28 protein-coding genes are annotated in these 23983 nt (G+C 72.4%); 10 read left to right on the top strand and 18 right to left on the bottom strand.

The window, feature by feature from the left end:
* Nucleotides 1-47: 47 nt before the first annotated feature.
* Together ahpF and ahpC are read right to left on the bottom strand one after the other, a co-directional pair.
* Nucleotides 48-1643, bottom strand: a complete 1596-nt coding sequence (gene ahpF, locus EIM47_RS08545; RefSeq protein WP_125076682.1) for an alkyl hydroperoxide reductase subunit F — start codon at nucleotides 1641-1643, stop codon at nucleotides 48-50.
* A gap of 224 nt (nucleotides 1644-1867) precedes the next feature.
* Nucleotides 1868-2431 (bottom strand): alkyl hydroperoxide reductase subunit C, encoded by a 564-nt coding sequence (ahpC, locus tag EIM47_RS08550; protein WP_019399642.1) that lies wholly within the window; start codon nucleotides 2429-2431, stop codon nucleotides 1868-1870.
* Nucleotides 2432-2604: 173 nt separating this feature from the next.
* On the opposite strand from ahpC, the gene prmC reads away from it, so the two are divergent.
* Nucleotides 2605-3444, top strand: a complete 840-nt coding sequence (prmC, locus tag EIM47_RS08555) for a peptide chain release factor N(5)-glutamine methyltransferase (RefSeq protein WP_125076683.1) — start codon at nucleotides 2605-2607, stop codon at nucleotides 3442-3444.
* 58 nt (nucleotides 3445-3502) lie between these two features.
* Nucleotides 3503-4444 (top strand): prolyl aminopeptidase, encoded by a 942-nt coding sequence (gene pip / locus EIM47_RS08560; protein WP_028915661.1) that lies wholly within the window; start codon nucleotides 3503-3505, stop codon nucleotides 4442-4444.
* Between the two features lie 52 nt (nucleotides 4445-4496).
* Here pip and EIM47_RS08565 read toward each other — a convergent pair whose 3' ends face one another.
* From EIM47_RS08565 to EIM47_RS08585, 5 genes are all read right to left on the bottom strand, one after another.
* Nucleotides 4497-5246: a DUF2242 domain-containing protein gene (locus EIM47_RS08565; RefSeq protein ID WP_233603087.1), complete on the bottom strand. Its 750-nt coding sequence runs from the start codon at nucleotides 5244-5246 to the stop codon at nucleotides 4497-4499.
* Nucleotides 5247-5355: 109 nt separating this feature from the next.
* Nucleotides 5356-6162 carry an N-formylglutamate amidohydrolase gene (locus tag EIM47_RS08570; RefSeq protein WP_205948704.1) on the bottom strand — a complete coding sequence of 269 codons (807 nt, stop codon included), beginning with the start codon at nucleotides 6160-6162 and terminating at the stop codon, nucleotides 5356-5358.
* Nucleotides 6131-6688 (bottom strand): NUDIX hydrolase, encoded by a 558-nt coding sequence (locus tag EIM47_RS08575; RefSeq protein ID WP_019397054.1) that lies wholly within the window; start codon nucleotides 6686-6688, stop codon nucleotides 6131-6133. Before EIM47_RS08575 ends, EIM47_RS08570 begins: the two co-directional genes overlap by 32 nt.
* Before the next feature lie 42 nt (nucleotides 6689-6730).
* On the bottom strand, nucleotides 6731-7705 hold the full coding sequence (locus EIM47_RS08580; RefSeq protein WP_084220864.1) for a 5'-3' exonuclease H3TH domain-containing protein: 975 nt from the start codon (nucleotides 7703-7705) through the stop codon (nucleotides 6731-6733).
* On the bottom strand, nucleotides 7702-8277 hold the full coding sequence (locus EIM47_RS08585; protein WP_028915657.1) for a nitroreductase: 576 nt from the start codon (nucleotides 8275-8277) through the stop codon (nucleotides 7702-7704). The genes EIM47_RS08580 and EIM47_RS08585 overlap by 4 nt, the downstream gene beginning before the upstream one ends.
* 263 nt (nucleotides 8278-8540) lie before the next feature.
* On the opposite strand from EIM47_RS08585, the gene EIM47_RS08590 reads away from it, so the two are divergent.
* Nucleotides 8541-10931: a DUF1631 domain-containing protein gene (locus tag EIM47_RS08590; RefSeq protein ID WP_125076684.1), complete on the top strand. Its 2391-nt coding sequence runs from the start codon at nucleotides 8541-8543 to the stop codon at nucleotides 10929-10931.
* A gap of 115 nt (nucleotides 10932-11046) precedes the next feature.
* The gene (locus EIM47_RS08595; RefSeq protein WP_125076685.1) at nucleotides 11047-12150 is read left to right on the top strand and encodes an NAD(P) transhydrogenase subunit alpha; all 1104 of its coding nucleotides are present in this window, start codon (nucleotides 11047-11049) and stop codon (nucleotides 12148-12150) included.
* A 29-nt stretch (nucleotides 12151-12179) separates the two neighbouring features.
* Here the strand turns inward: EIM47_RS08595 and EIM47_RS08600 are convergent, their stop codons facing one another.
* Genes EIM47_RS08600 through EIM47_RS08610 form a run of 3 tightly spaced genes read right to left on the bottom strand, consistent with a single transcriptional unit; the run spans nucleotide 12180 to nucleotide 13566 of the window.
* Entirely contained in the window at nucleotides 12180-12629 is a 450-nt protein-coding gene (locus tag EIM47_RS08600) for a DUF3106 domain-containing protein (protein WP_019397136.1), read from the bottom strand.
* A gap of 5 nt (nucleotides 12630-12634) precedes the next feature.
* Nucleotides 12635-12994 carry a hypothetical protein gene (locus EIM47_RS08605; protein ID WP_125076686.1) on the bottom strand — a complete coding sequence of 120 codons (360 nt, stop codon included), beginning with the start codon at nucleotides 12992-12994 and terminating at the stop codon, nucleotides 12635-12637.
* The gene (locus EIM47_RS08610; RefSeq protein ID WP_028915652.1) at nucleotides 12991-13566 is read right to left on the bottom strand and encodes an RNA polymerase sigma factor; all 576 of its coding nucleotides are present in this window, start codon (nucleotides 13564-13566) and stop codon (nucleotides 12991-12993) included. The genes EIM47_RS08605 and EIM47_RS08610 overlap by 4 nt, the downstream gene beginning before the upstream one ends.
* Before the next feature lie 214 nt (nucleotides 13567-13780).
* On the opposite strand from EIM47_RS08610, the gene EIM47_RS08615 reads away from it, so the two are divergent.
* Both EIM47_RS08615 and EIM47_RS08620 read left to right on the top strand, forming a co-directional pair.
* Nucleotides 13781-14080, top strand: a complete 300-nt coding sequence (locus EIM47_RS08615; RefSeq protein ID WP_019397139.1) for an NAD(P) transhydrogenase subunit alpha — start codon at nucleotides 13781-13783, stop codon at nucleotides 14078-14080.
* Complete coding sequence (locus tag EIM47_RS08620) at nucleotides 14077-15504, top strand: NAD(P)(+) transhydrogenase (Re/Si-specific) subunit beta (RefSeq protein ID WP_019397140.1); 1428 nt, start codon at nucleotides 14077-14079, stop codon at nucleotides 15502-15504. The genes EIM47_RS08615 and EIM47_RS08620 overlap by 4 nt, the downstream gene beginning before the upstream one ends.
* 45 nt (nucleotides 15505-15549) lie before the next feature.
* Here EIM47_RS08620 and EIM47_RS08625 read toward each other — a convergent pair whose 3' ends face one another.
* Nucleotides 15550-15975, bottom strand: coding sequence for a hypothetical protein (locus tag EIM47_RS08625; RefSeq protein WP_019397141.1), 426 nt, complete (start codon nucleotides 15973-15975; stop codon nucleotides 15550-15552).
* Between the two features lie 122 nt (nucleotides 15976-16097).
* Here EIM47_RS08625 and sufT point away from each other — a divergent pair, with 122 nt between their 5' ends.
* Complete coding sequence (gene sufT / locus EIM47_RS08630; protein WP_019397142.1) at nucleotides 16098-16649, top strand: putative Fe-S cluster assembly protein SufT; 552 nt, start codon at nucleotides 16098-16100, stop codon at nucleotides 16647-16649.
* Nucleotides 16650-16747: 98 nt separating this feature from the next.
* Here sufT and ybaK read toward each other — a convergent pair whose 3' ends face one another.
* The 4 genes from ybaK to wrbA all read right to left on the bottom strand — a co-directional run bounded on the left by ybaK (nucleotide 16748) and on the right by wrbA (nucleotide 18842).
* Complete coding sequence (gene ybaK / locus EIM47_RS08635) at nucleotides 16748-17236, bottom strand: Cys-tRNA(Pro) deacylase (protein ID WP_019397143.1); 489 nt, start codon at nucleotides 17234-17236, stop codon at nucleotides 16748-16750.
* Between the two features lie 10 nt (nucleotides 17237-17246).
* The gene (locus EIM47_RS08640) at nucleotides 17247-17732 is read right to left on the bottom strand and encodes an asparaginase domain-containing protein (RefSeq protein ID WP_019397144.1); all 486 of its coding nucleotides are present in this window, start codon (nucleotides 17730-17732) and stop codon (nucleotides 17247-17249) included.
* Nucleotides 17733-17850: 118 nt separating this feature from the next.
* On the bottom strand, nucleotides 17851-18186 hold the full coding sequence (locus EIM47_RS08645) for a DUF2069 domain-containing protein (protein ID WP_019397145.1): 336 nt from the start codon (nucleotides 18184-18186) through the stop codon (nucleotides 17851-17853).
* Nucleotides 18186-18842, bottom strand: a complete 657-nt coding sequence (gene wrbA, locus EIM47_RS08650; RefSeq protein ID WP_186828174.1) for an NAD(P)H:quinone oxidoreductase — start codon at nucleotides 18840-18842, stop codon at nucleotides 18186-18188. The genes EIM47_RS08645 and wrbA overlap by 1 nt, the downstream gene beginning before the upstream one ends.
* Before the next feature lie 22 nt (nucleotides 18843-18864).
* Here wrbA and EIM47_RS08655 point away from each other — a divergent pair, with 22 nt between their 5' ends.
* Genes EIM47_RS08655 through EIM47_RS08665 form a run of 3 tightly spaced genes read left to right on the top strand, consistent with a single transcriptional unit; the run spans nucleotide 18865 to nucleotide 20969 of the window.
* A complete protein-coding gene (locus EIM47_RS08655) occupies nucleotides 18865-20130 on the top strand; it encodes a YihY family inner membrane protein (protein WP_026010193.1) in 1266 nt (421 codons plus the stop codon).
* Nucleotides 20131-20132: 2 nt separating this feature from the next.
* On the top strand, nucleotides 20133-20699 hold the full coding sequence (locus tag EIM47_RS08660; protein WP_019397148.1) for a TlpA disulfide reductase family protein: 567 nt from the start codon (nucleotides 20133-20135) through the stop codon (nucleotides 20697-20699).
* A gap of 3 nt (nucleotides 20700-20702) precedes the next feature.
* Nucleotides 20703-20969, top strand: a complete 267-nt coding sequence (locus EIM47_RS08665; protein ID WP_028915649.1) for an acylphosphatase — start codon at nucleotides 20703-20705, stop codon at nucleotides 20967-20969.
* A gap of 6 nt (nucleotides 20970-20975) precedes the next feature.
* Here EIM47_RS08665 and moaB read toward each other — a convergent pair whose 3' ends face one another.
* From moaB to hemA, 3 genes are read right to left on the bottom strand one after another with little or no spacing between them, the layout of a single operon-like run.
* Complete coding sequence (gene moaB, locus EIM47_RS08670; RefSeq protein ID WP_019397150.1) at nucleotides 20976-21497, bottom strand: molybdenum cofactor biosynthesis protein B; 522 nt, start codon at nucleotides 21495-21497, stop codon at nucleotides 20976-20978.
* 34 nt (nucleotides 21498-21531) lie between these two features.
* Nucleotides 21532-22614 carry a peptide chain release factor 1 gene (gene prfA, locus EIM47_RS08675; protein ID WP_125076687.1) on the bottom strand — a complete coding sequence of 361 codons (1083 nt, stop codon included), beginning with the start codon at nucleotides 22612-22614 and terminating at the stop codon, nucleotides 21532-21534.
* Nucleotides 22586-23896 carry a glutamyl-tRNA reductase gene (hemA, locus tag EIM47_RS08680; protein ID WP_125076688.1) on the bottom strand — a complete coding sequence of 437 codons (1311 nt, stop codon included), beginning with the start codon at nucleotides 23894-23896 and terminating at the stop codon, nucleotides 22586-22588. The genes prfA and hemA overlap by 29 nt, the downstream gene beginning before the upstream one ends.
* Nucleotides 23897-23983: the final 87 nt, after the last annotated feature.

The raw sequence follows: 23983 nt of genomic DNA on the forward strand, positions 1-23983 counted from the left end.
CGCTTCGTTCCCGCCGGGGGACGGGCGGGCGGGGCCCGCCCGCCGCGTCAGGCGCCGACTTCCTCCGCCGGGATGGAGGCGGCCGGGGCCGAGGTGCGGATCAGGTGGTCGAACGCCGCCAGCGAGGCCTTGGCGCCCTCGCCGACCGCGATCACGATCTGCTTGTACGGCACCGTGGTGCAGTCGCCGGCGGCGAACACGCCCGGCAGGCTGGTCTGGCCGCGCTCGTCGACCACGATCTCGCCGCGTGGGCTCAGCTCCAGCGTGCCCTTGAGCCACTCGGTGTTGGGCAGCAGGCCGATCTGCACGAAGATGCCCTCCAGTTCGAGGCGGTGGCTGTCGCCGCCGACACGGTCCTTGTACACCAGGCCGGTCACCTTCTGCCCGTCGCCGAGCACCTCGGTGGTCTGGGCGCTGGTGATGATGGTCACGTTCGGCAGGCTGCGCAGCTTGCGCTGCAGCACCTCGTCGGCGCGCAGCTTGCCGTCGAACTCCAGCAGGGTGACGTGGCCGACGATGCCGGCCAGGTCGATCGCCGCCTCCACGCCGGAGTTGCCGCCGCCGATCACCGCCACGCGCTTGCCCTTGAACAGCGGGCCGTCGCAGTGCGGGCAGTAGGCCACGCCGCGGGTGCGGTACTGGTCCTCGCCGGGGACGTTCATCTGCCGCCAGCGTGCGCCGGTGGCCAGGATCACGGTCTTCGACTTCAGCGAGGCGCCGTTGGCCAGCTTCACCTCGACCAGGCCGTCGGCGCCGGCCGGGACCAGGGCCTGCGCGCGTTGCAGGTTCATCACGTCCACGTCGTACTCGCGCACGTGCTGCTCCAGCGCGGCGGCCAGCTTCGGGCCCTCGGTGTACTGCACCGAGACGAAGTTCTCGATCGCCATGGTGTCCAGCACCTGGCCGCCGAAGCGCTCGGCCGCCACGCCGGTGCGGATGCCCTTGCGCGCGGCGTAGATCGCCGCCGCGGCGCCGGCCGGGCCGCCGCCGACCACCAGCACGTCGAACGGGGCCTTCTGCGCGATCTTCGCCGCCTCGCGCGCCTCGGCGCCGGTGTCGAGCTTGGCCACGATCTCCTCCAGGCCCATGCGGCCGTAGGCGAACAGTTCGCCGTTGAGGAACACCGCCGGCACCGACATCACCTGGCGCGCTTCGACCTCGTCCTGGAACAGGGCGCCGTCGATGGCCACGTGCCTGATGTTCGGGTTCAGCACCGCCATCAGGTTCAGCGCCTGGACCACGTCCGGGCAGTTCTGGCAGGACAGCGAGAAATAGGTCTCGAAGCTGAACTCGCCTTGCAGCGACTTCACCTGCTCGATCACCTCGGCCGCGGCCTTGGACGGGTGGCCGCCCACCTGCAGCAGGGCCAGCACCAGCGAGGTGAACTCGTGGCCCATCGGCAGGCCGGCGAAGCGCAGGCTGATGTCCTGGCCGGGGCTGGTGATGGCGAAGGAGGGCTTGCGCTCGGCGTCGTCGCGGCGCACCTCCAGGCTCACCTGCGGCGACAGGCCCTCGATGTCCTGCAGCAGCTCGAGCATCTCCTTCGAGCTGTCGCCGTCGTCGAGCGAGGCGACCAGGTGCACCGGGCGGGTCAGGCGTTCCAGGTAGGCCTGCAGCTGGGTCTTGAGGTTGGCGTCCAACATCGGGGCGACTCCGGGAAGTGGAAAGTGGGTCCGGCGGCGGGCAAGCCGCCACCGTGGCGCCCGCCGTGGCGGGCGCCCGTGGATGGGGAAGTGGACCGGAGCCGACGCGGCCTGCGTGGCGTGCCGCGGCGCGGCGGCTGCGTGGGATGCGATGGCTCCGGTCCACTCCCCCGCCTTGGGCAGGGGAGGGATGCCCCGGCGCGGGCGCCGGGGCGGGTACGGCCTTAGATCTTGCCGACCAGGTCCAGCGACGGAGCGATGGTCTTGGCGCCTTCCTTCCACTTGGCCGGGCAGACCTGGCCCGGGTTGGCGGCGACGAACTGGGCAGCCTTCAGCTTGCGCAGGGTCTCGGAAACGTCGCGGGCGATGGCGTTGTCATGGACCTCCATGGTCTTGATCACGCCTTCCGGGTTGATGATGAAGGTGCCGCGCAGGGCCAGGCCCTCTTCCTCGATGTGCACGCCGAAGGCGCGGGTCAGCTGGTGGGTCGGGTCGCCGACCAGCGGGAACTGGGCCTTGCCCACAGCCGGGGAGGTCTCGTGCCACACCTTGTGCGAGAAGTGGGTGTCGGTGGTCACGACGTAGACCTCGGCACCGGCCTTCTGGAACTCGGCGTAGTTGTTGGCGGCGTCCTCGACCTCGGTCGGGCAGTTGAAGGTGAAGGCAGCCGGCATGAAGATCACGACCGACCACTTGCCCTTCAGGTCGGCATCGGTGACTTCGATGAACTCGCCGTTGCGGAAGGCATTGGCCTTGAAGGGCTGGACAGTGGTGTTGATCAGGGACATGGGTCCTCTCTCGGTTGGGGTGAAAACTGAGACGCCATGCTAGGCGCTCTCGATAGACAGGGCAAATCAATTAAAAGGATTGGATAGATAGGTTCCATCTATCGAATCCGGAGAATTCCTCTCCTGAATCATCAAGCTTGGCAATTCCCCTTGCCCTGCTTCATGGTGGCGCGATGGAACAAACCCAAGCTCCCACCCCCAGGACCCTGTTGCAGGAGGCCGCCGGCCGGCTGCCGCGCGAGGATGCCGAGCCCCTGTTGCTGCATGCATTGCAGCAGGACCGCGCCTGGCTGTTCGCCCATGGCGACGATCCGGTCCCGGCGGACCAGGCCGGGGCCTATCGCGCGCTGCTGGCGCGCCGCCAGGCCGGCGAGCCGGTGGCCTACCTGACCGGGCGCCGCGGCTTCTGGACCCTGGACCTGGAAACCACCCCAGACACCCTGATCCCGCGCCCGGAAACCGAGCTGCTGGTGGAGCTGGCGCTGGAACGCCTGCCGGCCGACGAGCCGGTGCGGGTGGCCGACCTGGGCACCGGTACCGGCGCCATCGCCCTGGCCATCGCCAGCGAGCGGCCGCTGGCGGCGGTGGTCGCCACCGACGTGGCCAAGGCCACCCTTGCCGTCGCGGTGCGCAACGCCCAGGCCAATGGCATCGGCAACGTCTGGTTCCGCCGCGGCGACTGGTGCCAGGCCCTGGGCCGCGACCGCTTCGACCTGGTGGCCAGCAATCCGCCGTACATCGCCGAAGGCGATCCGCACCTGGCCCGGGGCGACCTGCGCCACGAGCCGCTCCGCGCACTGGCTTCCGGGCCCGACGGCCTGGATGCGATCCGCATGATCGTGGCCACCGCCCCGGCGCACCTGGTCCCCGGCGGCTGGCTGCTGCTGGAGCACGGCTGGGACCAGGGCGCGGCGGTGCGTGCGCTGCTGGGGCAGGCCGGCTTCGTGGAAGTGGCCACGGCGCAGGACCTGGAACAGCGCGACCGGGTCAGCTACGGGCGCCGTCCCGGCTGAGGCGGGGCGCGCGCGGGACGCCCGATACAATGGGCGCTTTCCGCCGCAAGGAATCCGCATGCGCAGCCTGTATCCCGAGATCGAACCGTACGCGACCGGCACCCTCAAGGTCGACGGCCGCCACGAGCTGTACTACGAAGAGTGCGGCAACCCGGAAGGCAAGCCGGTGGTGCTGCTGCACGGCGGCCCCGGCGGCGGCTGCAGCCCGAAGATGCGGCGCTTCCACGACCCGGCGAAGTACCGCATCGTGCTGTTCGACCAGCGCGGCGCCGGCCGTTCCACCCCGCACGCCGACCTGGTCGACAACACCACCTGGCACCTGGTGGCCGACATCGAGAAGCTGCGCGAAAAGCTCGGCATCGAGCGCTGGCAGGTGTTCGGCGGCAGCTGGGGCTCGACCCTGGCGCTGGCCTATGCGCAAACCCACCCGCAGCGGGTCACCGAGCTGGTGCTGCGCGGCATCTTCATGCTGCGCCGCTGGGAGCTGGAGTGGTTCTACCAGGAAGGCGCCAACCGCCTGTTCCCGGACGCCTGGGAGCACTACGTCAAGGCGATCCCGGAGGTGGAGCGGCACGACCTGATCTCCGCCTTCCACCGCCGCCTGACCAGCGAGGACGAGGCCACCCGCCTGGCCGCGGCCAAGGCCTGGAGCGTGTGGGAAGGCGCGACCAGCTTCCTGCACATGGACCCGGACTTCGTCACCAGCCACGAGGATCCGCGGTTCGCCCTGGCTTTCGCCCGGATCGAGAACCACTACTTCGTCAACGGCGGCTTCTTCGAGGTCGAGGACCAGCTGCTGCGCGATGCGCACCGCATCGCCGACATCCCCGGCGTGATCGTGCATGGCCGCTACGACGTGGTCTGCCCGCTGCAGAATGCCTGGGACCTGCACGGGGCCTGGCCGAAGGCGAAGCTGGAGATCACCCCGGCCTCGGGCCACTCGGCGTTCGAGCCGGAGAACGTGGACGCGCTGGTGCGCGCCACCGACGCCTTCGCCTGAGGCGAGGCATCCGCGCGTCGGGCCGCTTCGGGCCGCCGGACGCGCGGCGGGTTCAGCCGCCCGCCGGCGGTGTCGCCGGCACCGGCTGCATCGGCGCGGGCAGCGCCGGCTCCGGCGCACCGGCGGGCTGGGCCGGAGCCGGGGAAACGGCCGGCGGCGGCGCAGGCAGGTCCTCGATCCGCACGCCCGGCATCAGCTCGCCCGGGGTCGGTTGCGGGTACTGCTGCACCGGGAACAGCATCGGCTGGGTCTGCGCCGCCGGCCGCGCGGGGCGCTCGATCTCCTCCGGCAGGAAGCGCTCGAGCACGGCGAAGAAGCGCTTGTAGAAGTTGGAATCCTGCAGGGTCTCGCTGGCCACCTTGACCAGCGAATCCTCGATCGAGCCGATCGGCAGCGAGACCGAGCCTAGCGCGCTCACGCCCAGGCTGGCGGAGGTATTGCTGCGGCGGAGCACGTAGCGGTCCTGGACCGCGTTCACGAACACCACCGTCTGCTGCTCGCCGCGCAGCTGCGGCATGCACACGGCGCGGAATTCCACCTGCTCGTGGTTGTCGTCGTGCTGGAAGTACTTGCGTGCCTCGACCACGTCGGCCTCGGCGCGGCCGACCACGAAGCCCTGGCTGAGCAGGGCGCGGCGCGCGGCCTCGCAGGTCTGCGCCGGGGAATGGTCGAAGCTGCGCGAGTAGGTGTTGGCGGACTCGAAGGTCTCGAAAGCCGAACGTTCCGGCACGCCACGTCCCATGGCGCAGCCGGTCAGCAGGGCCAGCAGGGCGAGCGGAGGAAGGAAGCGGTGGCCTGGCATGGTGACTCGGTGAAACAGGTTGGCCGACCGAGTATGCCGGAACCGCGGCGGCTTGGACGACCCGGATGGAAACGCTTTCCCGCCGGGCGTGGCTGGCGTTGCGGCCGGTTCAGCCGACAAAGCGCGGCGCCAGTGCGGCGAAGATCCGCGCCAGCCGTTGCGCCCACAGCAGCTGTCCGTCCTCGTCGGCGATCAGGTCCTGGCGGATCTCCAGTTCCACGTGCGGCAGTCCGCGCGCCTCGCCGTGCACCGGGATCGCGTAGTCGCTGGTCGCGGTGACCGCATAAGGCTGGTTGTCGCCGACCACCAGGTCGCCCTCGGCGCGCAGCGCCGCGAGCATGGCGTGGGGCAGGGCGGTGTGGCGGTGGTAGAGCACGCCGCAGTGCCAGGGGCGGTCGAAGCCGGCCATCGACGGGGTGAAGCTGTGCAGGGTGGCCAGCAGGGTCGGGCGGCCCTGGGCCGCGCGCTGGTCCAGGGCAGCGGCGATGCGTGCGTGGTAGGGCTGGAAGATCGCGCGCTGGCGCGCGGCGCGGGCGGCCTCGTCCAGGCCCAGGTTGGCCGGCACCGGGGTACCGTCGCTGGCCTCGACGATCGAGGTCGGCGACTGCAGCGGCCGGTTGCAGTCGATCACCAGGCGCGAGTACGGCTGCAGGATGGTCCAGGCGTCCAGCAGTTCCGCCAGCCGCCGCGCGACCCCGGCGATGCCGATGTCCCAGCCGATGTGGCGGTCGATCTCGCCCGGCGGCAGGCCCAGGTCGCCCAGCGCGCGCGGGATCGCCTGGCCGGCATGGTCGACCACGAACAGCCAGGGCGAGGTCCCGTCGGGGCGCAGCAGCTCCAGCGGCGCAGGGTCGCCGGCCTGCAGCAGCGTGGCGTGCCGGCCGTCAGGGGGCACGCGGGGTGCCGTCGAGTTCATGCTCGATCATCCACAGCCCGGCCCAGAGCTTGGAGTCCAGCTCGTAGCCTTCGCCCATCTTGCGCACCAGCCAGGCCGCGGCGGTGGCGCGCGGGACCTCGTGCACGGTGATGTCCTCGGTGCCGTCGCCGCCGCCCTCGCCGACCTTGCGCAGGCCGGTGGCACGCACGAACGCGACCTTCTCGCTGCTGGCCCCGGAGGAGGTGGGGCCGATCATCAGCACCTCGGCGCGCTCGGCGGTCCAGCCGGTCTCCTCCTCCAGCTCGCGGATCGCCGAGGCCTCGATCGATTCGCCGGCATCGATGTCGCCGACCAGGCCGGCCGGCATCTCGATCGTGCGCGCCTGCAGCGGCACCCGGAACTGTTCCACGAACAGGATCCGGTCCTCCGGCGTCACCGCGAGGATGATCGCGGCCAGCCCGCCGGCGTGGGTGCGTTCGGAGTACTCCCACGTCCCGCGCACGACCATGCGCTGGTAGCGGCCCTCGTAGACGACGCGCGGGGCGTCCTTGTCGGTGGTGTCCATGCGCCCGATCCTAAGCCGTCGGCGCCCGCGCGTCAGCCGCGCTCAGGCCGGGGCGCCGTCGCTCCAGGCCGGCGCCGGCTCCTCCAGCCCGGCGGCGATCCGCAGCCGGCGCCGGGTCATCGGCCCGAAGCGCAGCGCCGTGGCCAGCCCGTCCAGCATCTCCGGATCGGCCGCCCCGCGCGGCGTGGCCGGGACGGCGTAGTCCAGCGGCGCATCGCAGGCGATGGTGGTCAGCTGGCGGAACAGCAGTGCCAGCTCGCGCTGCTCGCGCAGCCGCGCCGCGACCTGGGCGGCGCCGCGCAGGCGCAGGAAGGCAACCTCGTCGACCCGCTCCAGCAGCGCGTCCAGGCTGCCGAAGTGGGATAGCAGCACCGCCGCGGTCTTGGCGCCGATGCCGCCCACGCCGGGGATGTTGTCCACCGCGTCGCCGGTCAGGGCCAGGTAGTCGGCGATCTGGTGCGCGTGTACGCCGTGGCGCGCCTTCACCCCGGCCGCGCCCCAGCGCTGGCCGCGGGCGAAGTCCCACTGCTCGTCGTGCTCGCCCAGCAGCTGCGACAGGTCCTTGTCGGCCGAGACGATCACCCCGCGGAAGCCCGCCGGCCGCGCCCGGTGCAGGGCGCTGCCGATCAGGTCGTCGGCCTCGTATTCGGTATGCGCCAGCACCGCCAGGCCCAGCGCCGCGCAAAGCGCCTTGCAGTGCGCGAACTGGCGGCGCAGTTCCTCCGGCGCCGGCTCGCGGTTGCCCTTGTAGGCCGGGTAGATGCGGTGGCGGAAACAGCTGTCCAGCGCCTCGTCGAAGGCGATGGCGATGTGCCCCGGGCGCTCGCGTTCCAGCAGCTCCAGCAGGAAGCGGGCGAAACCGTGCACCGCGTTGGTCGGCCAGCCCTGGGCGTCGCGGAAGGCATCGGGCATCGAATGCCAGGCGCGGAACACGTACAGGCTGGCGTCGACCAGGTAAAGCGGCGGCCGCGGCGCGGGCACCGCGGAGGCGGGCAGGCCTGGCCCGGCGGCGCTCACGGCGCCCAGTCCGACAGCAGGGCGCGGGGATCCGGACGCGGGCGTTCCGGCGCCTCGGCCTGTGGCGTGCCGATGTGGACGAAGCCGACGATGCGCTCGTTCGCCGCCAGCCCCAGCACCCGCGCCACCTCCGGGTCGTAGGCCATCCACGCGGTCAGCCACTGCGCACCGAAGCCCATGGCCTGGGCGGCCTGCAGCAGGGCGAAACAGGCGCAGCCGGCACTCAGCAGCTGTTCCTGCTCGGGCACCTTGTGCCCGGCCTGGAGGCGGGCGACCACCGCCACCACCAGCGGGGCGCGGGAAAACCTCATCCGGTCCTTCTCCACCGCCGCCGGCGGTGCCTGCGGGTCGCGCTGCAACGCACGCGCGGCGACGAACTCGCCCAGCGCGTGGCGCGCGTCGCCGGCAATGCGCAGGAAGCGGAACGGGACCAGCTTGCCGTGGTCGGGTACCCGTGCCGCCGATGCCAGCATGCGCAGCAGGGTGGCCTCGTCGGGACCGGGCTCGCCCAGTTGCATGGACGGGACGGAACGGCGCTGGTCCAGCGCCTCCAGGCTGGGGAAAGTGGGCATGGACTCCTGGCCGCGGGGGGCGGCGTATGTTGCCGAAGTCATTGATTATAGGTGAGCCGGCGCGGGAGGCCGGGGCGCGTGGGCGGCGTGGGCGCGGCACCGCAGGCAGGAGCCGCCACTGCTGTTAAAGTTCCTGACCGCCAGCCGCGAATTGCCGACCCGATCACGGTTGCTTCGCGGAAGCAGGACGTACGATGCAGGAGCGGTAGGGAGCCGCCCCCCATTCGTAATGTCCTCCGCCTTCGTGCCGGAGCCCCACGCGCATGAGTCCAGCCCAAGCCGAGTTCCACCGCCTGAAGGCCCCCGATGCCGCGCTGCTCGCGCAGGCGAAGGAAGCCTTCCTGCCGGCGCTGGGCGAGGCCTTCTCGGTGGCGGTGGCGCGCTACGACGACGTGCTGTTCGACCGCGCCGAGCGCGCCGGCTCCTCGCAGCTGCTGTTCCTGGACGGCATGCGCGAGCTGCGCCGCCGGCGCGAGGAGATCGCCGTGCGCTTCCGCGAGCACCTGGCCCGTGCCTGGCGCGCGCTGGAGCAAGGCGAGCCGCTGTCGGCCGAGGGCGCCCTGTCCGGGCAGCAGGGCGGGCTGAGCCTGGTCTCCGAGCAGGAGCTGGAATCGCGCCTGGCGGTGCGCAACCTGGCCGCCGCCCTGCAGCGCGAATGCAAGGACGTGCTGGCCCGGCTGGAGCGCCGCCTGGCCTGGGTGGCCGGGGGCGAGGTGCTGGACGCTGACAGCAACCCGATCGGCCCCGAGCACATCGGCGTGGCCGTGCACCAGGCCTTCGCCGCCTGCGAGCTGGCGCCGGAAGTGCGCCTGGTGCTGATCAAGCTGTGCGAGCGCGACCTGGCGCCGCTGGTGGCCCGGCTCTACGAGGGCCTGGACCAGCGCCTTGCCCGCGCCGGAGTGCAGGGCCCGGCCCCGGCGCGCCCGGCCGCGCGCCCGGCACCGCCGCCGCGCCCGGCCACCGCGCCCGGCGAGGACCTGTTCGAACGCGTGCCCGAGGAACCGCAGGCCGGCCAGGCCTGGGCCGAGGCGCCGGTGGAGGAGTATTCCCCGGCCTGGGCGGCGCGCTTCATGGAGCGCTGGGCCGGCGGCCAGCGCATGGCCGGCGAGCATTCCGCGCCCGGCGCTGCGGCCGCGGGTGCCGGTGCCGGTGCCGGCGGGCAGGGTTTCCTGCCCGGCGACCCGGCGGCCCAGGGCATGCTGCTGGAAGCCCTGCACCACCTGCTGGAGCACAGCCGCCAGCTGCGCGGCGGCGCCGAGCAGGCGGCCGGCACCATCCAGCAGGCGCAGGGCCAGCAGCGCCCGCTGACCCAGCGCGAGATGCTGTCGGTGCTGTCGCTGCTGCAGGCCACGCCCACCGCGACCCTGCGCGCGGCCATCGGCGACCAGCACGAGTCGCTGTCGCAGCGACTCAAGAGCGAGGTCCTGGCCAATGCCAGCCAGCTGGGCGTGGACCCGGCCAGCACCCGCCTGGATCCCAAGGACGAGGACGCGATCGACCTGGTCGGCATGCTGTTCGACGTGCTGCTGGACGAGCGCGACCTGGCCGACCGCCCGCGCGAGCTGATCGGCCGCCTGGTGGTGCCGTTCGTGAAGGTGGCCCTGCTGGACCGCCGCATGTTCGTGCAGAAGACCCACCCGGCGCGGCGCCTGCTCAACGCCCTGGCCGAGGCCTGCGAGGGCAACCAGGGCGAGAGCGCGGCCGAGCGCACGCTGCTGGCCAAGGTCGAGGAGATCATCGAGCGCCTGGTGGCCGAGTTCAACGAGAACCTGTCCATCTTCATGACCCTGGAGGAGGAATTCCGCGAATTCCTCGAGCAGCACCGCCGCCGGGTCGAGATCACCGAGCGCCGCGCGGCCGAGATCCAGCGTGGCCAGGAGCGCCTGGAGCAGGCGCGCCAGCGCGCCCAGCAGGAGCTGGCGGCGCGCGTGGAGGGGCTGGAGCTGCCGCGGGCGATTTCCGAGTTCCTGCACAACGCCTGGCAGCACCACGTGACCCTGGCGCTGCTGCGCGAGGGCGACGCCGGCGCCGCCTTCGTCGAGGCCATGGCGCTGGCCGACGGCGTGCTGGACGAGGTGGCCGAGGCGCGCCGGCACGTGGTCGGCAAGCCGTGGCTGCAGGCCTGGCAGCCGGCGCTGCTGAAGGTGCTGGCCAGCGTCGGCCTGCACGGCGACGCCGCCAGCGCCGCGATCGCGGCGATGGGCGACACCCTGCAGGCGGTCGCCGCCGCCCGCCCGGAACTGGAGAAGGCCCTGCCGGAGCTGCCGGCAGTGGCCCTGCCGCAGCCGGCGCCGGTGGAGAACAGCCCGGTCGACCTGGCCGGGCTGGACGAGGCCCAGGGCTTCGACAAGGCCGATGTCGACTACATTCGCGGCCTGCCGGTGGGCACCTGGCTGGACTTCATCGACAAGGACGGCCGCGTGCAGCCGGGCAAGCTGTCCTGGATCAGCCCGATCTCGCAGCGCCTGCTGTTCGTCAACCGCCGCGGCGTGCGCTTCTGCGTGGCCTCGGCCGAGGAGCTGGCGGCGATGGTGCGGCTGGGCCGGCTGCGCATGCACGTGGCCGACGAGGGCGCGTTCGATGCCGCCATGCAGGGCGTGATCGAGCGCCTGGACAGCGTGGTCGCCGCGCGCGGCAGCGCCACCTTGCACTGAGTCCGGGCCGCCGCCCGGGTGCGCCCGCGGCGGGCGGATGCCGCTGAAACCATCGAACCGCCGCCGGCCGCGTTTGCTAGCATCCGGCCGGTCTGACATTGCGAGGGGACGCGGCATGACGGTGGAAGTGCTGGTGCTGAAGGAAGCCGCCGCTGGCGAGCGCCGCGTGGCCGCCACGCCGGAGACGGTGCGCAAGCTGGTCGCCGCGGGGGCCACGGTGCGGGTGGAGCCGGGCGCCGGGCTGGGCGCCGGCATCAGCGACCAGGCCTATGCCGAGGCCGGCGCGCTGCCCGCCGCCGCCGATGCCCGCGCCAGCGCCGAGGTGGTGCTGTGCGTGCAGCCGCCGGCGCCGGAACTGATCGGCGCGCTGCGCGAGGGCGCGGTGCTGGTGGGCATGCTGCACCCGCAGGCCGATCCGGCCCGCGCCGCGGCGCTGCAGGCGCGCCGGATCCGGGCGTTCCCGCTGGAGCGCCTGCCGCGCACCACCCGCGCCCAGGCCATGGACGTGCTCAGCTCGCAGGCCGGAATGGCCGGCTACAAGGCCACCCTGATCGCCGCGCAGCTGGCGCCGCGCTTCTTCCCCATGCTCACCACCGCCGCCGGCACCATCCGCCCCTCGAAGGTGCTGGTGGTCGGTGCCGGCGTGGCCGGCCTGCAGGCGATCGCCACCGCGCGCCGGCTGGGCGCGCAGGTGGAGGGCTTCGACGTGCGCCCGGAGACCCGCGAGCAGATCGAGTCGCTGGGCGGCAAGTTCCTCGACCTGGGCGTGAGCGCGGCCGGCGAGGGCGGCTACGCGCGCGCGCTGACCGACGAGGAGCGCGCCGAGCAGCAGCGGCGCCTGGCCGAGCATGTACGCAACATCGACGTGATCGTGTGCACTGCCGCGGTGCCGGGCCGGCCGGCCCCGAAGATCATCAGCGCGGCGATGGTGGCGGGCATGAAGCCCGGCAGCGTGATCGTGGACCTGGCCGCCGAGACCGGCGGCAACTGCGAGCTGACCGAGCGCGGGCAGACCGTCGAGCGCCACGGCGTGACCATCGCCGGTCCGCTCGACCTGGCCAGCATGGGCGCGGTGCACGCCAGCGAGATGTACGCGCGCAACGTCTTCAACTTCGTGGCCCTGTTCCTGAAGGACGGCGCGCTGTCCTTCGACTGGAACGACGAACTGCTGGCGAAGACCGCCTGGCCGGAACCGCCGGCGGCGACCGCCGCGGCCTGAGCCGCCGGCCGCTGGCCGGCCCGCGCGACTCAGTGCGCGTCCCTGGCCGGATGCGCGCGCAGCCATTCCTGGCGCTGCGCCGGGCTCATCTGCTCCCACTCCTTGCGGAAACGCTCGCGCTGCTCCGGCGTCATCTGCCGGGTGGCCTCGAAGATCGCACGCGCGCGCTGGCGCTGCTCCGGGTCCATCTGCTCGAAGCGGCGCATGCCGCGGCGGGCGCGTTCGCGCGCCTCCGGCGGCAGTTCCTTCCAGCGCTGGGCACGCTCGAGCATGCGTGCGCGCTCCTGCGGGTTGTCGTTCCAGCGGTCGCGCAGCGGCGCGACCAGCAGCTCGCGCTGTTCGGCGCTCAGCTGTTCCCAGCGCGGCAGTTCCGCCTGGCGCGCGGCGGGTGCCGGCGCGGGCGCGGGTTGGGCGGGCCGGGCGGCGGCCACGGTCGGCAGCAGCAGCGCGGCAAGGCAGAGGGACAGGCGCAGGTTCATGGCGGTTACTCCAGGGCCAGGGCGGTGACGTCGGCCGAGGCCAGCCACAGGTAGAAGCCGGGATCCTCCTTCAGGTGGACGGCCGGATCCTCGAGCGTGGCGGCGGCCACGCCGGCGGCGGGGAGGGCGTCGGGTTGCGGCGGCGCCGGGTCCGGGCGCAGGACCACCGCCAGCACCAGGGCCGCGGCCATGGCGCCGCCGGCCAGCCACGAGGGCAGCCGCCAGGACGGGCGCTCCGTACCGGCGGAGATGGCCTCGTGACGGGCCCGGCGCAGGCGCGCGCGCACCTCGGGGGAGACATGCGCCAGCGCTTCGGCGTGCAGCTGCCGGGCGCGGCGGTCGAGGGAATCGGGTGCGGTCGTCACAGGACGTCCTCCAGTTGCGAATTCAGGGCCTGCCGCGCACGCGACAGGTGGGTCTTCACCGAGCCTTCCGAGCAGCCCATCACCTGCGCGGTGGTGGCCACGTCCAGTTCTTCCAGCACGCGCAGGGTGAACGCCTCGCGCTGGCGCGGCGGGAGCTGGCGCAGCGCCTCCACCAGGCGCGCGTAGGTCTCGCCACGCTCCTGGGCCTCGGCCGGGCCGGGGCTGGTGTCGGCCCAGTCGATGCCGGTGTCTTCGCCGCGCGGATCGTCGCTGGCCACCGCCGGCAGCATCCAGCGCAGGCGGAAGCGCGAGCGCCGCTGCAGGTCGATGATCCGCCGCCGCAGGATGCTCCAGAACAGCGGCGTCCATTCGGCGGCCGGGCGGTCCTGGTAGGCGAGCATGCGCATCATCGCGTCCTGCACCGCGTCCAGCGCATCGTCGCGGTTGCGCAGGCCGGCCTCGGCGAAGCGGAACGCGCGCGTGCCGATGTCGGCCAGGAACGCGTCCAGCGAGGCCCAGGCCGGGGTGGCGGGCGCGTCCGTGTCGGGCGATGCGGGCGGAGTCACCAGCACAGCTTAACGGCCCCCGGTACGGGTACCGTGGATCCGGGCGGACGCCACGGCCATGGCGGGCAACGGCGGCGGGATCGTCGGTTTCATCTGCACCCGTTCGTGGCGGTTCGATGCACCAGTAAACGCCCGCCGCGGGCCGCGGTTGACACGCGCCAGCCGGGTTCAGCCTGCGGTTATCATCCGGGCGGGCACGTGCCCGGGGAGGCAGGACGCAATGAACGACGGTTTCGTAGCGCTGTACATCTTCATGCTCGCGGCCATCGCGGGCCACGTGATCATCTCGCGGGTGCCGGTGATCCTGCACACGCCGCTGATGTCCGGATCCAACTTCATCCACGGCGCGGTGCTGATCGGCGCGATGGTGGTGCTCGGCCACGCCGACACCACCCTGGAAAAGGCGCTGGGCTTCATCGCCGTGGCCCTCGGCGCGGGCAACGCCGCCGGCGGCTACGTGGTGACCGAGCGCATGCTGGAGATGTTCAAGTCCTCGAAGAAGCCCGGGGGCAAGGCATGAGCGGCGGCTTCGACCTGCGCCTGTGGCTGGTCGGCGCCAGCTACCTGGTGGCCGCCACCCTGTTCCTGCTCGGCCTGCAGCGCATGGCCTCGCCGGCCACCGCGCGCAGCGGCATCCACTGGGCCGGCGTCGGCATGCTGCTGGCCACCGCCGCGACCTTCCTGCTGCCGGACCTGCACAACCTGGCGCTGATCGTCGCGGCGCTGGTGCTGGGCACGGTGCTGGCCTGGGTCTCCGGCAAGAAGGTGGCGATCACCGACATGCCGCAGATGGTCGCGCTGTACAACGGCATGGGCGGCGGTTCGGCCGCGGCGATCGGCGCGGTGGAGCTGCTGCGCTACTCCGGGCTGGCGCAGGCCGCGCCGGCCGGGGCTCCGGCGGCCGGCCCGGGCGCAGTGGTACTGGCGCTGGCGGTGCTGGGCTCGGCGATCGGCGCGGTGTCGCTGTCCGGCTCGGTGGTCGCCTGGGCCAAGCTCGACGGGCGCCTGGACAAGCGCGTGGCCTTCCCGGGCCAGCAGGCGTTCAACCTGCTGGTGGCGCTGGCCATGGTGGTGCTCGGGGCATGGGCGGCCACCAGCCTGCAGCCGGTGGCGATCATCGCCTTCTTCCTGGTGGCACTGTTGCTGGGCGTGCTGATGACCCTGCCGATCGGCGGCGCCGACATGCCGGTGGTCATCTCCCTCTACAACGCCTTCACCGGGCTGGCGGTGTCGTTCGAGGGCTACGTGCTGGGCAACGAGGCGCTGATCATCGCCGGCATGATGGTCGGCGCGGCCGGCATCCTGCTGACCCGGCTGATGGCCAAGGCCATGAACCGGCCGATCCGCAACGTGCTGTTCGGCAGTTTCGGCGCCGCCGGCCAGGCGCAGGAGATCAGCGGCTCGCAGAAGCCGATCGAGGCCGGCGACGTGGCGGCGATGATGGCCTACGCCGAGCGCGTGGTGATCGTGCCCGGCTACGGCCTGGCCGTGGCCCAGGCCCAGCACAAGATCTGGGAGCTGGCGCAGCGGCTGATCGAGCGCGGGGTGAAGGTGAAGTTCGCGATCCACCCGGTGGCCGGGCGCATGCCGGGGCACATGAACGTGCTGCTGGCCGAGGCCGGCGTGCCGTACGACCTGATCGCGGACATGGACGACATCAACCCGGAGTTCCCGAACACCGATGTGTCGCTGGTGATCGGCGCCAACGACGTGGTCAACCCGGTGGCCAAGACCGATCCGTCCAGCCCGATCTACGGCATGCCGATCCTCGACGTGGTCGAGTCGAAGAACGTCATCGTGATCAAGCGCGGCAAGGGCACCGGTTTTGCCGGCATCGAGAATGCACTGTTCTACGCCGACAACACCCGCATGCTCTACGGCGACGGCGCGGACATGGCCAACGCCCTGGTCAGCGAACTGAAGGCGCTGGACGGCGGCCATTGAGGCGGACGCGGCCCCGGCGCGCGCCGCCGGGGCCTGCGTGGCGGCTCAGCGTCCGGCGCGCAGCGCCAGCAGCGGCGCCAGCGCCAGGCACCACAGGTCCAGGCGGGTATTGGCCAGCTGGCTGAGGGTCAGCACGAAGCGCGGCCCCATCTTCGGCAGCGCCTGCCATGGTGCCATGCCCATCTGCGCGCCGATATGGCCGGCGGCAATCGCCCACTGCACCGCGACCACCACCAGCACGGTGGCCACGGCGGCGGCAACGGCGCGTCCCCAGCCGGGGCGCATCCCGCCCAGGCGCAGCATCAGTCCCGACTCCAGCGCCACCAGCAGCGCCACCCAGCCGTGCTGGCGGCCGCTGGCCAGGCCCAGGGCGCCCCAGGCGACCACCGCGGTGGCCATGGCCAGCAACAGCAGGGGAAGCCACAGCCAGGCGCGGCGTGGGCGGCCATGGGAATGCAGGGTTCGGGGCATCGGGTGGATCCGGAAGGGGTCGCCAAGGATACGCCCGGCGGGCATGCGCTAGAATGAGCGTCCTCCCCACACCGGCCGCTGGCCGCCTTGCATATGCGGGCGGGCTGCCCCATATCCGCCGCATGTACTCCCGCAGCAGCGAACCCGTCCGCTTCGAACGCGACTGCGCCGCCGTCATGGTGCCGCAGGGCGAGGCGGTGACCCTCCCTGCCGGCAGCGTCGGCTACATCACCCAGGGATTGGGCGGCAGCTATACCGTGTTCGTGGAAGGCAACCTGTTCCGGATCGCGGGCAAGGATGCCGACGCGATCGGCAAGGAAGTGCCGCCGCAGCTGGAACTGCCGGCCGACGCCAGCGACGAGGAGGTCGAGGCCATGGTCTGGAGCCAGCTGCGCACCTGCTTCGACCCGGAGATCCCGTTCAACATCGTCGACTTGGGCCTGGTCTACGAGGCCAGCCTGAAGCACCTGGACGACGGCACCCGCGGCATCGACGTGAAGATGACCCTGACCGCGCCCGGCTGCGGCATGGGCGAGATCCTGGTGGACGACGTGCGCGCCAAGCTGGAGCAGATCCCGACCATCAGCCAGGCCGACGTGGAACTGGTGTTCGACCCGCCGTGGGGCCGGCACATGATGTCCGAGGCCGCGCGCCTCGAGACCGGGATGTACTGAGTCCGCATCGCGCACCCTGGGCGCCGGGATTCGGGATCGGGATTCGGGATCGGGATTCGGGATTCGTGGGTGGCGTAGCCGGACACGGCTGCGTGCGGCTATGCGCGGCTGATCGCCGCCACCTGCGCCTGCAGCACCTGCACCGCATCCGCCGGCGCCAGCTCCAGCAGCAGGCCGCGCTGGCCGGCATTGATGAACACACTCGGCTGGGCCAGCGCGTCGCGCTCGAAGCACACGGGCGCCGGCCGCTGCTGGCCGAACGGGCTGATACCGCCGACCCTGTAGCCGCTGCGGCGCTCGGCCTCGGCCACTTCCATCATCCGCGCGGCCTTGCCGCCGGCGGCCGCCGCCAGCGCCTTGAGCTGGACCTGGCGGTCGCTGGGCAGGACCACGCACACCGCCTGGGCGTCGACCCAGGCCATCAGCGTCTTCAGTACCCGCTCCGGTGCCACGCCCAGCGCGGCGGCCGCCTGCAGGCCCTTGCCGCCCGCCAGGACGCTGGCCTCGGCGTCGTAGTCGTACGGATGCAGGCGGTAGACGACGCCGGCGGCGTCGAGGACGCGGGTGGCGCGGGTCGCCTTCGACACGGGCCTGGCCTCAGGCCGGCTCGAAGCGGTTGGCGGCCACGTTCTTGCGCACCTTGTCCGGGGTCCAGACCCGGCCGTTCATGGCGATGTACACGCCCGGCGGCAGGGTCTGCACCGCGCCGATCGCGCAGCCGATGTTGAACTCCGCGTCCGAACCGCGGAACCGCGCCGGGCTCAGTGCGCCGGTCATGACGATGGTCTTGTCCGCGATCGAGCGCAGCACCATGCCGGTCTGGACCATGGTGTCGGTGCCATGGGTCACCAGCACGTGGCGCGCCGGCTGCGCGGCGATGGTGGCGCGCACCAGCTCGCGGTCGGCGTCGGTGATGTGCAGCGAGTCCTTGCGCAGGATCGGGATCACGGTGAAGCGGAAGTTCACCCCCAGCTCGCGCAGGATCATGCCGATCTGCGGCTCGCCGATCTGGTAGTCGGATTTGTCGTCGAAGTAGATCTTGTCGATCGTGCCACCGGTGGTGACGATCAGCAGTTCTTCCATGGAGCGGCTCCTGCGGTGCGGCCGCGGCCGCACCCGTGGACGGGGGAGGGCGGTGCCGGGCACCGCCGCGGCGCGATTATCGCGCCGGTGGGCGAAAAGGTGCGAATGAAACCTTCGCTCAGCCGCGGCGGCCGAAGCGCGCCTTCAGCCCCGGCCAGCTGGAGGCCATGACCACCACCAGCGACAGCGCGATCGCGGCCCAGGCGAACAGCCCGGCTTCCGGATGCGCCCAGGCGTGCATCACCCCGTGGCTGAACCAGAACAGCGCCAGCACGCCCGACCAGAACGCGGCCTTGCGCCCGCCGCGCCAGGCCGGCCCCGCCAGCAGCAGCGGCGGCAGGGCGAACACCAGCAGCGCCGCGGCGGCGTGGCGGTCGTCGTGGAACCAGGCCAGGTAGAGCCCGGCCAGGGCCAGCAGGGCGATGCCCAGCACCCGGTGCGAAGGCGCGCGCATCAGCGGGCCAGCCTCGCGGCGATATCGGCCAGGCGCCGGCCCAGTGCGCGCGCCAGCACGGCCTCTTCCTCGCTCGGCTGCGGGTCGTCGTCGGCGCCGGCGACGTGGCTGGCGCCGTAGGGCGTGCCACCGCTGCGGGTGCTGCTCAGCAGCGGCTCCGTATAGGGGATGCCGACGATCACGCAACCGTGGTGCAGCAGCGGCACGTGCATGCTCAGCAGGGTCGATTCCTGGCCGCCGTGCAGGGTGGCGGTGGAGGTGAACACCGCCGCCGGCTTGCCAGCGAGGGTGCCGCTGGCCCATTCGCCACCAAGCCCGTCGAGGAAGTGCTTGACCGGCGCGGCCATGTTGCCGAAACGGGTGGGGCTGCCCAGGGCCAGGCCGGCGCACCCGGCCAGGTCGGCGCTGGTGACGTAGGGCGCGCCGTCCTCCGGCACCGGCGGGGCGGCCTGCTGGGTCACCGCCGCCACCGGCGGCACCGTGCGAAGCCGCGCCTGCATGCCCGGCACTTCCTCCACCCCGCGCGCGATCTGCCGCGCCAGGCGCGCGACCGAACCGCCGCGGCTGTAGTACAGGACCAGGATCTCGGCCATGCGTGCTGCTTCCTCGGGTATGCCAGGGGCGCAAGTATCGGCGATGCGGCGCGTGCGGCGCATCGGGTAGGCTTGCCCGATGCGCATGGACGGTCTGACCGGAAACTGGCGGGAACGCATGCGCGACCGCGCCCGCGCGGTCGCGTTCGCGCGCTTCCTGTGGCACCGCTTCGTCGACGACCGCCTGTTCCAGGCCGCCGCGGCGCTGGCCTACACCACCGCCTTCGCCCTGGTGCCGCTGGCGGTGGTGGTGCTGGGCGTGCTGGCCGCGTTCCCGGTGTTCGACCAGTGGAGCAACGCCCTGGTCGACTACGTGTTCTCCAACTTCATGCCGACCGCGGCGCGCGCGATCGAGTCCTCGCTGGACCGCCTGGCCGAGAACTCGCGCCAGCTCACCGCCGCCGGCGTCGTTGCGCTGGTGGTCTCGCTGCTGGTCACCCTCAACAGCGTGGAGTCCACCTTCAACCGCATCTGGCGGGTGGCCAGCGCGCGGCCGCGGCTGTCGCGCTACCTGGTGTACTGGACGGTGCTGACCCTGGGCGCGTTGCTGGCCGCCGCTTCGCTGTCGATCTCGGCGCGGATCTTCGCCCTGCCGCTGTTCGCCACCCCGGAAGGGCGCGCCATCGCCGACCTCAGCCTGGGCCTGGCGCCGGTGCTGATCGAACTGGTGGTGGTGGTGCTGGTCTACCGCGTGGTGCCGCACCACACGGTCAAGTGGCGCCACGCCCTGGCCGGCGCGGCGCTGGCGGTGCTGCTGCTGGAAGCGGTGAAGGCCGGGCTGGGCGTGTACCTGGGCAGCTTCCAGGGCTACCAGAAGCTGTACGGCGCGCTGGCCTTCATCCCGATCCTGATGCTGTGGATCTACCTGGGCTGGATCGCGATCCTGCTGGGTGCCTCGCTGGCTTCGTCGCTGGCCGCGTTCCGCTACCAGCCGGCGTCCATGCGCCTGCCGGCCGGCTACGAGGTCTATGCGCTGCTGCGGCTGATCGGCCGCTTCCGCGACGCCCGGCGCGAGGGCCATGGCCTGCACACGGCGGCGATCCTGGAGCTGGAGCCGATGCTCACCGACTCGCTGCTGCAGGAGTTCCTCGCCCAGCTGGCGGAGATCCGCGTGCTGCGCCGGGACGAGCAGGGCGAGTGGCTGCTGGGCCGCGACCTGGACGACGTCTGCCTGGGCGAGCTGTACGAGGCCTGCGGCGTGCGCGTGCCCGCGGACGAGGCCTGGCTGCCGTGCCGCGAGGACCCGCTCGGCCAGGACGCCACCGCGGTACTCGACGACCTGCGCCTGCCGCTGCGCGACGTGCTGCGGCGCCGGGTCGGCTCCCTCTACCCCCATTCCCTCGGAGATTGACCATGCGTTTCCCGATTCCCGCCCTGGCCCTGCTGGCCCTGCTGTGCGCCTGCGGGCGCCAGGCCACGGAGCCGCAGTCCGCGGCCGACGCCAGCCCGCCGCCGTCGGCCGAGGAATTGCCGCCGCCGCTGGAAAGCCCCGGCGTGGTCGACCAGACCGCCGAGTACCCGTCCTTCACCGGCACCGCGGTGGACGGCAAGCCCTACGACCTGGCCGCGCAGCGCGGGCGCTGGGTGGTGGTCAACTTCTGGGCGACCTGGTGCAAGCCCTGCCTGCAGGAGATGCCGGAACTGTCGGCGCTGCACGAGATGCGCGAGGACATCGAGGTGGTGGGCCTGGCCTACGAGGACATCGCCACCGAGGAAATGCAGGCGTTCCTGCGCGAGCGCCCGGTCTCGTACCCGATCGTGGTGCTGGATCCGTACGCGCCGCCGGGCGACTTCGCCACTCCGCGCGGATTGCCGATGACCTACCTGCTCGCGCCGGACGGCAAGGTCGCGCGCCAGTTCCTGGGGCCGGTGAGCGCCAGCGACATCGAGCTGGCGGTGGCCGGCAAGGCGGAGGGCTGAGCCATGGACGCGGCACGTTTCCTGGTCAGCGGCAAGGTGCAGGGCGTGTACTACCGCGCATCCACCCGCGAGCAGGCGCTGCACCTGGGGCTGGATGGCAGCGCGGTGAACCTGCCGGACGGGCGCGTGGAGGTGGTCGCCGCCGGCAGCCCGGAGGCGATCGACGCGCTGGAGCAGTGGCTGCGCCAGGGGCCGCCGACGGCCAAGGTCGAGGCGGTGGAGCGCTTCCCGCACCAGGAGCGGGTGCCGCCGGGCTTCAGCGTCGGCTGACGGGGCTCAGGCCTCGCGCAGGCGCGGGCGCAGTCCGGCCAGGTTGCAGGGCCGGGTGCGCGCGTCCAGCTGGTGGACGATGATCCTTTCCCAGGCCGTGCGGCAGGCCGAGGTCGAGCCGGGCAGGGCGAACAGGAAGGTGGCGTTGGCCACCCCGGCGAAGGCGCGCGACTGCAGCGAGGATGTACCGATCTCGTCCACGCTGATGGCGCGGAACAGTTCGCCGAAGCCGGGCATTTCCTTGTCCAGCAGCGGCAGCAGCGCCTCGGGCGTGGAATCGCGGCCGGTGAAGCCGGTGCCGCCGGTGACCAGGATGCCGTCCACCGCCGGTTCGGCGATCCAGGCCGACACCAGTGCGCGCAGCCTGTAGCGGTCGTCCGGCAGCAGCGCGCGGGCGTGCAGCTGGTGGCCGGCGGCCTGCAGCGCGCCGGCGAGGTAGTCGCCGGAGCTGTCGTTTTCCAGGGTGCGCGTGTCGGACACGGTCAGCACGCACAGCTGCAGCGGGGCGAAGTCGGTCTGGGCGGTCATGCCCCTAGCCTAGCGCGGGCCGCGCCGGCCGCGCTCATTCGGAGGTCAGGCGCGCCAGCTCGTCGGCCTGGTATTCCTGCTGCAGGCGGCTGACCAGCGGGTCCAGGTCGCCCTCGAGGATGTTGGGCAGGTCGTAAAGGGTCAGGCCTTCGACGCGGTGGTCGGTGATCCGGCCCTGGGGGAAGTTGTAGGTGCGGATGCGCTGGCTGCGGTCGCCGCTGCCCACCTGCAGGCGCCGGCTCTCGGCCTGCGCGGCCTGCTGGCGGCTGCGCTCGGCCTCCAGCAGCTGCGCCTTGAGCCGCTTCATCGCCTTGTCGCGGTTGGCGTGCTGGCTGCGCTCGGTCTGGCTTTCCACCACCAGGCCGCTGGGCAGGTGGGTGATGCGGATGGCCGAGTCGGTCTTGTTGACGTGCTGGCCGCCGGCGCCGGAGGAGCGGAAGGTGTCGACCTTCAGGTCGGCCGGGTTGATGGTGATCTCCTCGATCTCGTCGGCCTCGGGGATGATCGCCACGGTGGCCGCCGAGGTATGGATGCGGCCCTGCGACTCGGTGGCCGGCACCCGCTGCACGCGGTGGGTGCCGGACTCGAACTTCAGCTTGGAATACGCGCCGCGCCCGACGATGCGGGCCACGATTTCCTTGTGCCCGCCGTGCTCGCCCGGATTTTCGGACTCGACCTCGACCCTCCAGCCCTGACGCTCGGCGTAGCGCGCGTACATCCGGAACAGGTCGCCGGCGAACAGCGCGGCCTCGTCGCCGCCGGTACCGGCGCGCACCTCCAGGAACAGGTTGCCCTCGTCGCGCGGGTCCCTGGGCACCAGCAGCAGGGCCAGCTCCCGGTCCAGCTGCTGCAGGCGCTCGCGCGCGGTGGCGATTTCCTCCTCGGCCAGCCCGGCCAGCTCCGGGTCCTCGCGCATGGCCTCGGCCGCGGCGAGGTCCTCGCGGGCGCGGGCCTCGGCGGCCAGCGCGGTGGCCACCGGCTCCAGCTGGGCGAACTCGCGCGACAGGTCGCGGAAGCGGGCAGGGTCGCCCATCACGCCGGGATCGGCGAGCAGGCGTTCCAGTTCTTCGCGGCGCTCGGCCAGCGCTTCAAGCTTGCGGCGCAGGCTCGGGGTCATCGGGCAGTCGGGGCGGGGGCAGGTTGGCGGCGGCCGGGTGCGAGTACGGCGCGCGGGCGGGGAACAGGCGGTCGGCGGCGCGCACCAGCTCGGTATCGCCGGCCAGCGCGGCCTCGCGCAGGGCCGCGGTCGGCGGATGCAGCAGCCGGTTGGTGAGGGTGTGGGCGAGGAACTGCAGCACCTCGTCCGGATCGCGCCCGGAGGCCAGCTGCTGGCGGGCGCGGGCGAGGATCTCCTCGCGGGCGGCATCGCCCATGGCGCGCAGGCGGCGCAGGGTGTCCTGGCGCTCGCCGGCGCGCACGGTCTCCATGAAGCGGGACACCTGCAGGTCGATGATCGCCTCGGCCGCCTCGGCGGCCTCGTGGCGGCCGCGGCGGTTGTCCTCCACCGCGCGCTCCAGGTCGTCCACGGTATACAGGTAGGCGTCGTCCAGCGCGGCCACGCCGGCCTCGATGTCGCGCGGCACCGCCAGGTCGAACAGCAGCACCGGCTTGCGCCGGCGCACGGCCAGCGCGGCCTCGACCTGGGTGCGCAGCAGCACCGGCTCGCGCGCGGCGGTGGCGGAGAACACGATGTCGGCCTCGGCCAGGTGCCGGTCCAGCTCGGTCAGCGGCAGGGCATAGCCGCCGTGGCGCTCGGCCAGGGCCTGGGCGTGGGCCAGGGTGCGGTTGGCCACCAGCAGGCGGCGCACGCCGCCCTTCACCAGGTGGCGCGCGGCCAGCTCGATGGTCTCGCCGGCGCCAATCAGCAGCACGGTGGAATCGGCCAGTGGCGCGAACGAATCCTGCGCCAGGCGCACCGCGGTGGAGGCCACCGAAACCGGGTTCGCGCCGATGCGGGTGTCGGTGCGGGCGCGCTTGGCCACCGCGAAGGTCTGCTGGAACAGGCGGTCCAGGCGGCTGCCGAGGGCGCCGTGCTCGCGCGCCCGGGCCCAGGCGTCCTTCACCTGGCCCAGGATCTGTGGCTCGCCCAGCACCATCGAGTCCAGCCCCGTGGCGACCCGGAACAGGTGGCGCACCGCGTCGGCGTCGCGGTGGCGGTACAGGTAGGCGGAGATGCCGGCGCCGTGGCCTTCGAGCCAGTCGGCCAGCACCTGGCCGTCCTCGGCCATGGCGTAGACCTCGGTGCGGTTGCAGGTCGAGAGCAGGGCCGCCTCCGACACCCCGGGCAGGGCGCGCAGCGCGCCCAGCGCCCGGCCCAGCGCTTCGCCGGCAAACGCCACCCGTTCGCGCAGGTCGACCGGCGCGGTCTGGTGGTTCAGGCCGAGGAGCCAAAGCGTCATGTTCAGGTGCTTGCGTTAATCTGCTGGCTTGTTTGGGCCGCCATTTTACGGCCCGGTGGGTGCCAATGCCCGAATTGAAGCTTTCCA

The sequence above is a fragment of the Pseudoxanthomonas sp. SGT-18 genome (assembly GCF_003931645.1).
In the GTDB taxonomy this organism is placed as follows: domain Bacteria; phylum Pseudomonadota; class Gammaproteobacteria; order Xanthomonadales; family Xanthomonadaceae; genus Pseudoxanthomonas.

What these genes read in the sequence shown, in the direction of transcription:
- ahpF (WP_125076682.1), bottom strand. Translation starts at nt 1,643, where the DNA reads ATGTTGGACGCCAACCTCAAGACCCAGCTGCAGGCCTACCTGGAACGC.
- ahpC (WP_019399642.1), bottom strand. Translation starts at nt 2,431, where the DNA reads ATGTCCCTGATCAACACCACTGTCCAGCCCTTCAAGGCCAATGCCTTC.
- prmC (WP_125076683.1), top strand. Translation starts at nt 2,605, where the DNA reads ATGGAACAAACCCAAGCTCCCACCCCCAGGACCCTGTTGCAGGAGGCC.
- pip (WP_028915661.1), top strand. Translation starts at nt 3,503, where the DNA reads ATGCGCAGCCTGTATCCCGAGATCGAACCGTACGCGACCGGCACCCTC.
- EIM47_RS08565 (WP_233603087.1), bottom strand. Translation starts at nt 5,246, where the DNA reads ATGCCAGGCCACCGCTTCCTTCCTCCGCTCGCCCTGCTGGCCCTGCTG.
- EIM47_RS08570 (WP_205948704.1), bottom strand. Translation starts at nt 6,162, where the DNA reads ATGAACTCGACGGCACCCCGCGTGCCCCCTGACGGCCGGCACGCCACG.
- EIM47_RS08575 (WP_019397054.1), bottom strand. Translation starts at nt 6,688, where the DNA reads ATGGACACCACCGACAAGGACGCCCCGCGCGTCGTCTACGAGGGCCGC.
- EIM47_RS08585 (WP_028915657.1), bottom strand. Translation starts at nt 8,277, where the DNA reads ATGCCCACTTTCCCCAGCCTGGAGGCGCTGGACCAGCGCCGTTCCGTC.
- EIM47_RS08590 (WP_125076684.1), top strand. Translation starts at nt 8,541, where the DNA reads ATGAGTCCAGCCCAAGCCGAGTTCCACCGCCTGAAGGCCCCCGATGCC.
- EIM47_RS08595 (WP_125076685.1), top strand. Translation starts at nt 11,047, where the DNA reads ATGACGGTGGAAGTGCTGGTGCTGAAGGAAGCCGCCGCTGGCGAGCGC.
- EIM47_RS08600 (WP_019397136.1), bottom strand. Translation starts at nt 12,629, where the DNA reads ATGAACCTGCGCCTGTCCCTCTGCCTTGCCGCGCTGCTGCTGCCGACC.
- EIM47_RS08615 (WP_019397139.1), top strand. Translation starts at nt 13,781, where the DNA reads ATGAACGACGGTTTCGTAGCGCTGTACATCTTCATGCTCGCGGCCATC.
- EIM47_RS08620 (WP_019397140.1), top strand. Translation starts at nt 14,077, where the DNA reads ATGAGCGGCGGCTTCGACCTGCGCCTGTGGCTGGTCGGCGCCAGCTAC.
- EIM47_RS08625 (WP_019397141.1), bottom strand. Translation starts at nt 15,975, where the DNA reads ATGCCCCGAACCCTGCATTCCCATGGCCGCCCACGCCGCGCCTGGCTG.
- sufT (WP_019397142.1), top strand. Translation starts at nt 16,098, where the DNA reads ATGTACTCCCGCAGCAGCGAACCCGTCCGCTTCGAACGCGACTGCGCC.
- EIM47_RS08640 (WP_019397144.1), bottom strand. Translation starts at nt 17,732, where the DNA reads ATGGAAGAACTGCTGATCGTCACCACCGGTGGCACGATCGACAAGATC.
- EIM47_RS08645 (WP_019397145.1), bottom strand. Translation starts at nt 18,186, where the DNA reads ATGCGCGCGCCTTCGCACCGGGTGCTGGGCATCGCCCTGCTGGCCCTG.
- wrbA (WP_186828174.1), bottom strand. Translation starts at nt 18,842, where the DNA reads ATGCGCCGCACGCGCCGCATCGCCGATACTTGCGCCCCTGGCATACCC.
- EIM47_RS08655 (WP_026010193.1), top strand. Translation starts at nt 18,865, where the DNA reads ATGGACGGTCTGACCGGAAACTGGCGGGAACGCATGCGCGACCGCGCC.
- EIM47_RS08660 (WP_019397148.1), top strand. Translation starts at nt 20,133, where the DNA reads ATGCGTTTCCCGATTCCCGCCCTGGCCCTGCTGGCCCTGCTGTGCGCC.
- EIM47_RS08665 (WP_028915649.1), top strand. Translation starts at nt 20,703, where the DNA reads ATGGACGCGGCACGTTTCCTGGTCAGCGGCAAGGTGCAGGGCGTGTAC.
- moaB (WP_019397150.1), bottom strand. Translation starts at nt 21,497, where the DNA reads ATGACCGCCCAGACCGACTTCGCCCCGCTGCAGCTGTGCGTGCTGACC.
- prfA (WP_125076687.1), bottom strand. Translation starts at nt 22,614, where the DNA reads ATGACCCCGAGCCTGCGCCGCAAGCTTGAAGCGCTGGCCGAGCGCCGC.
- hemA (WP_125076688.1), bottom strand. Translation starts at nt 23,896, where the DNA reads ATGACGCTTTGGCTCCTCGGCCTGAACCACCAGACCGCGCCGGTCGAC.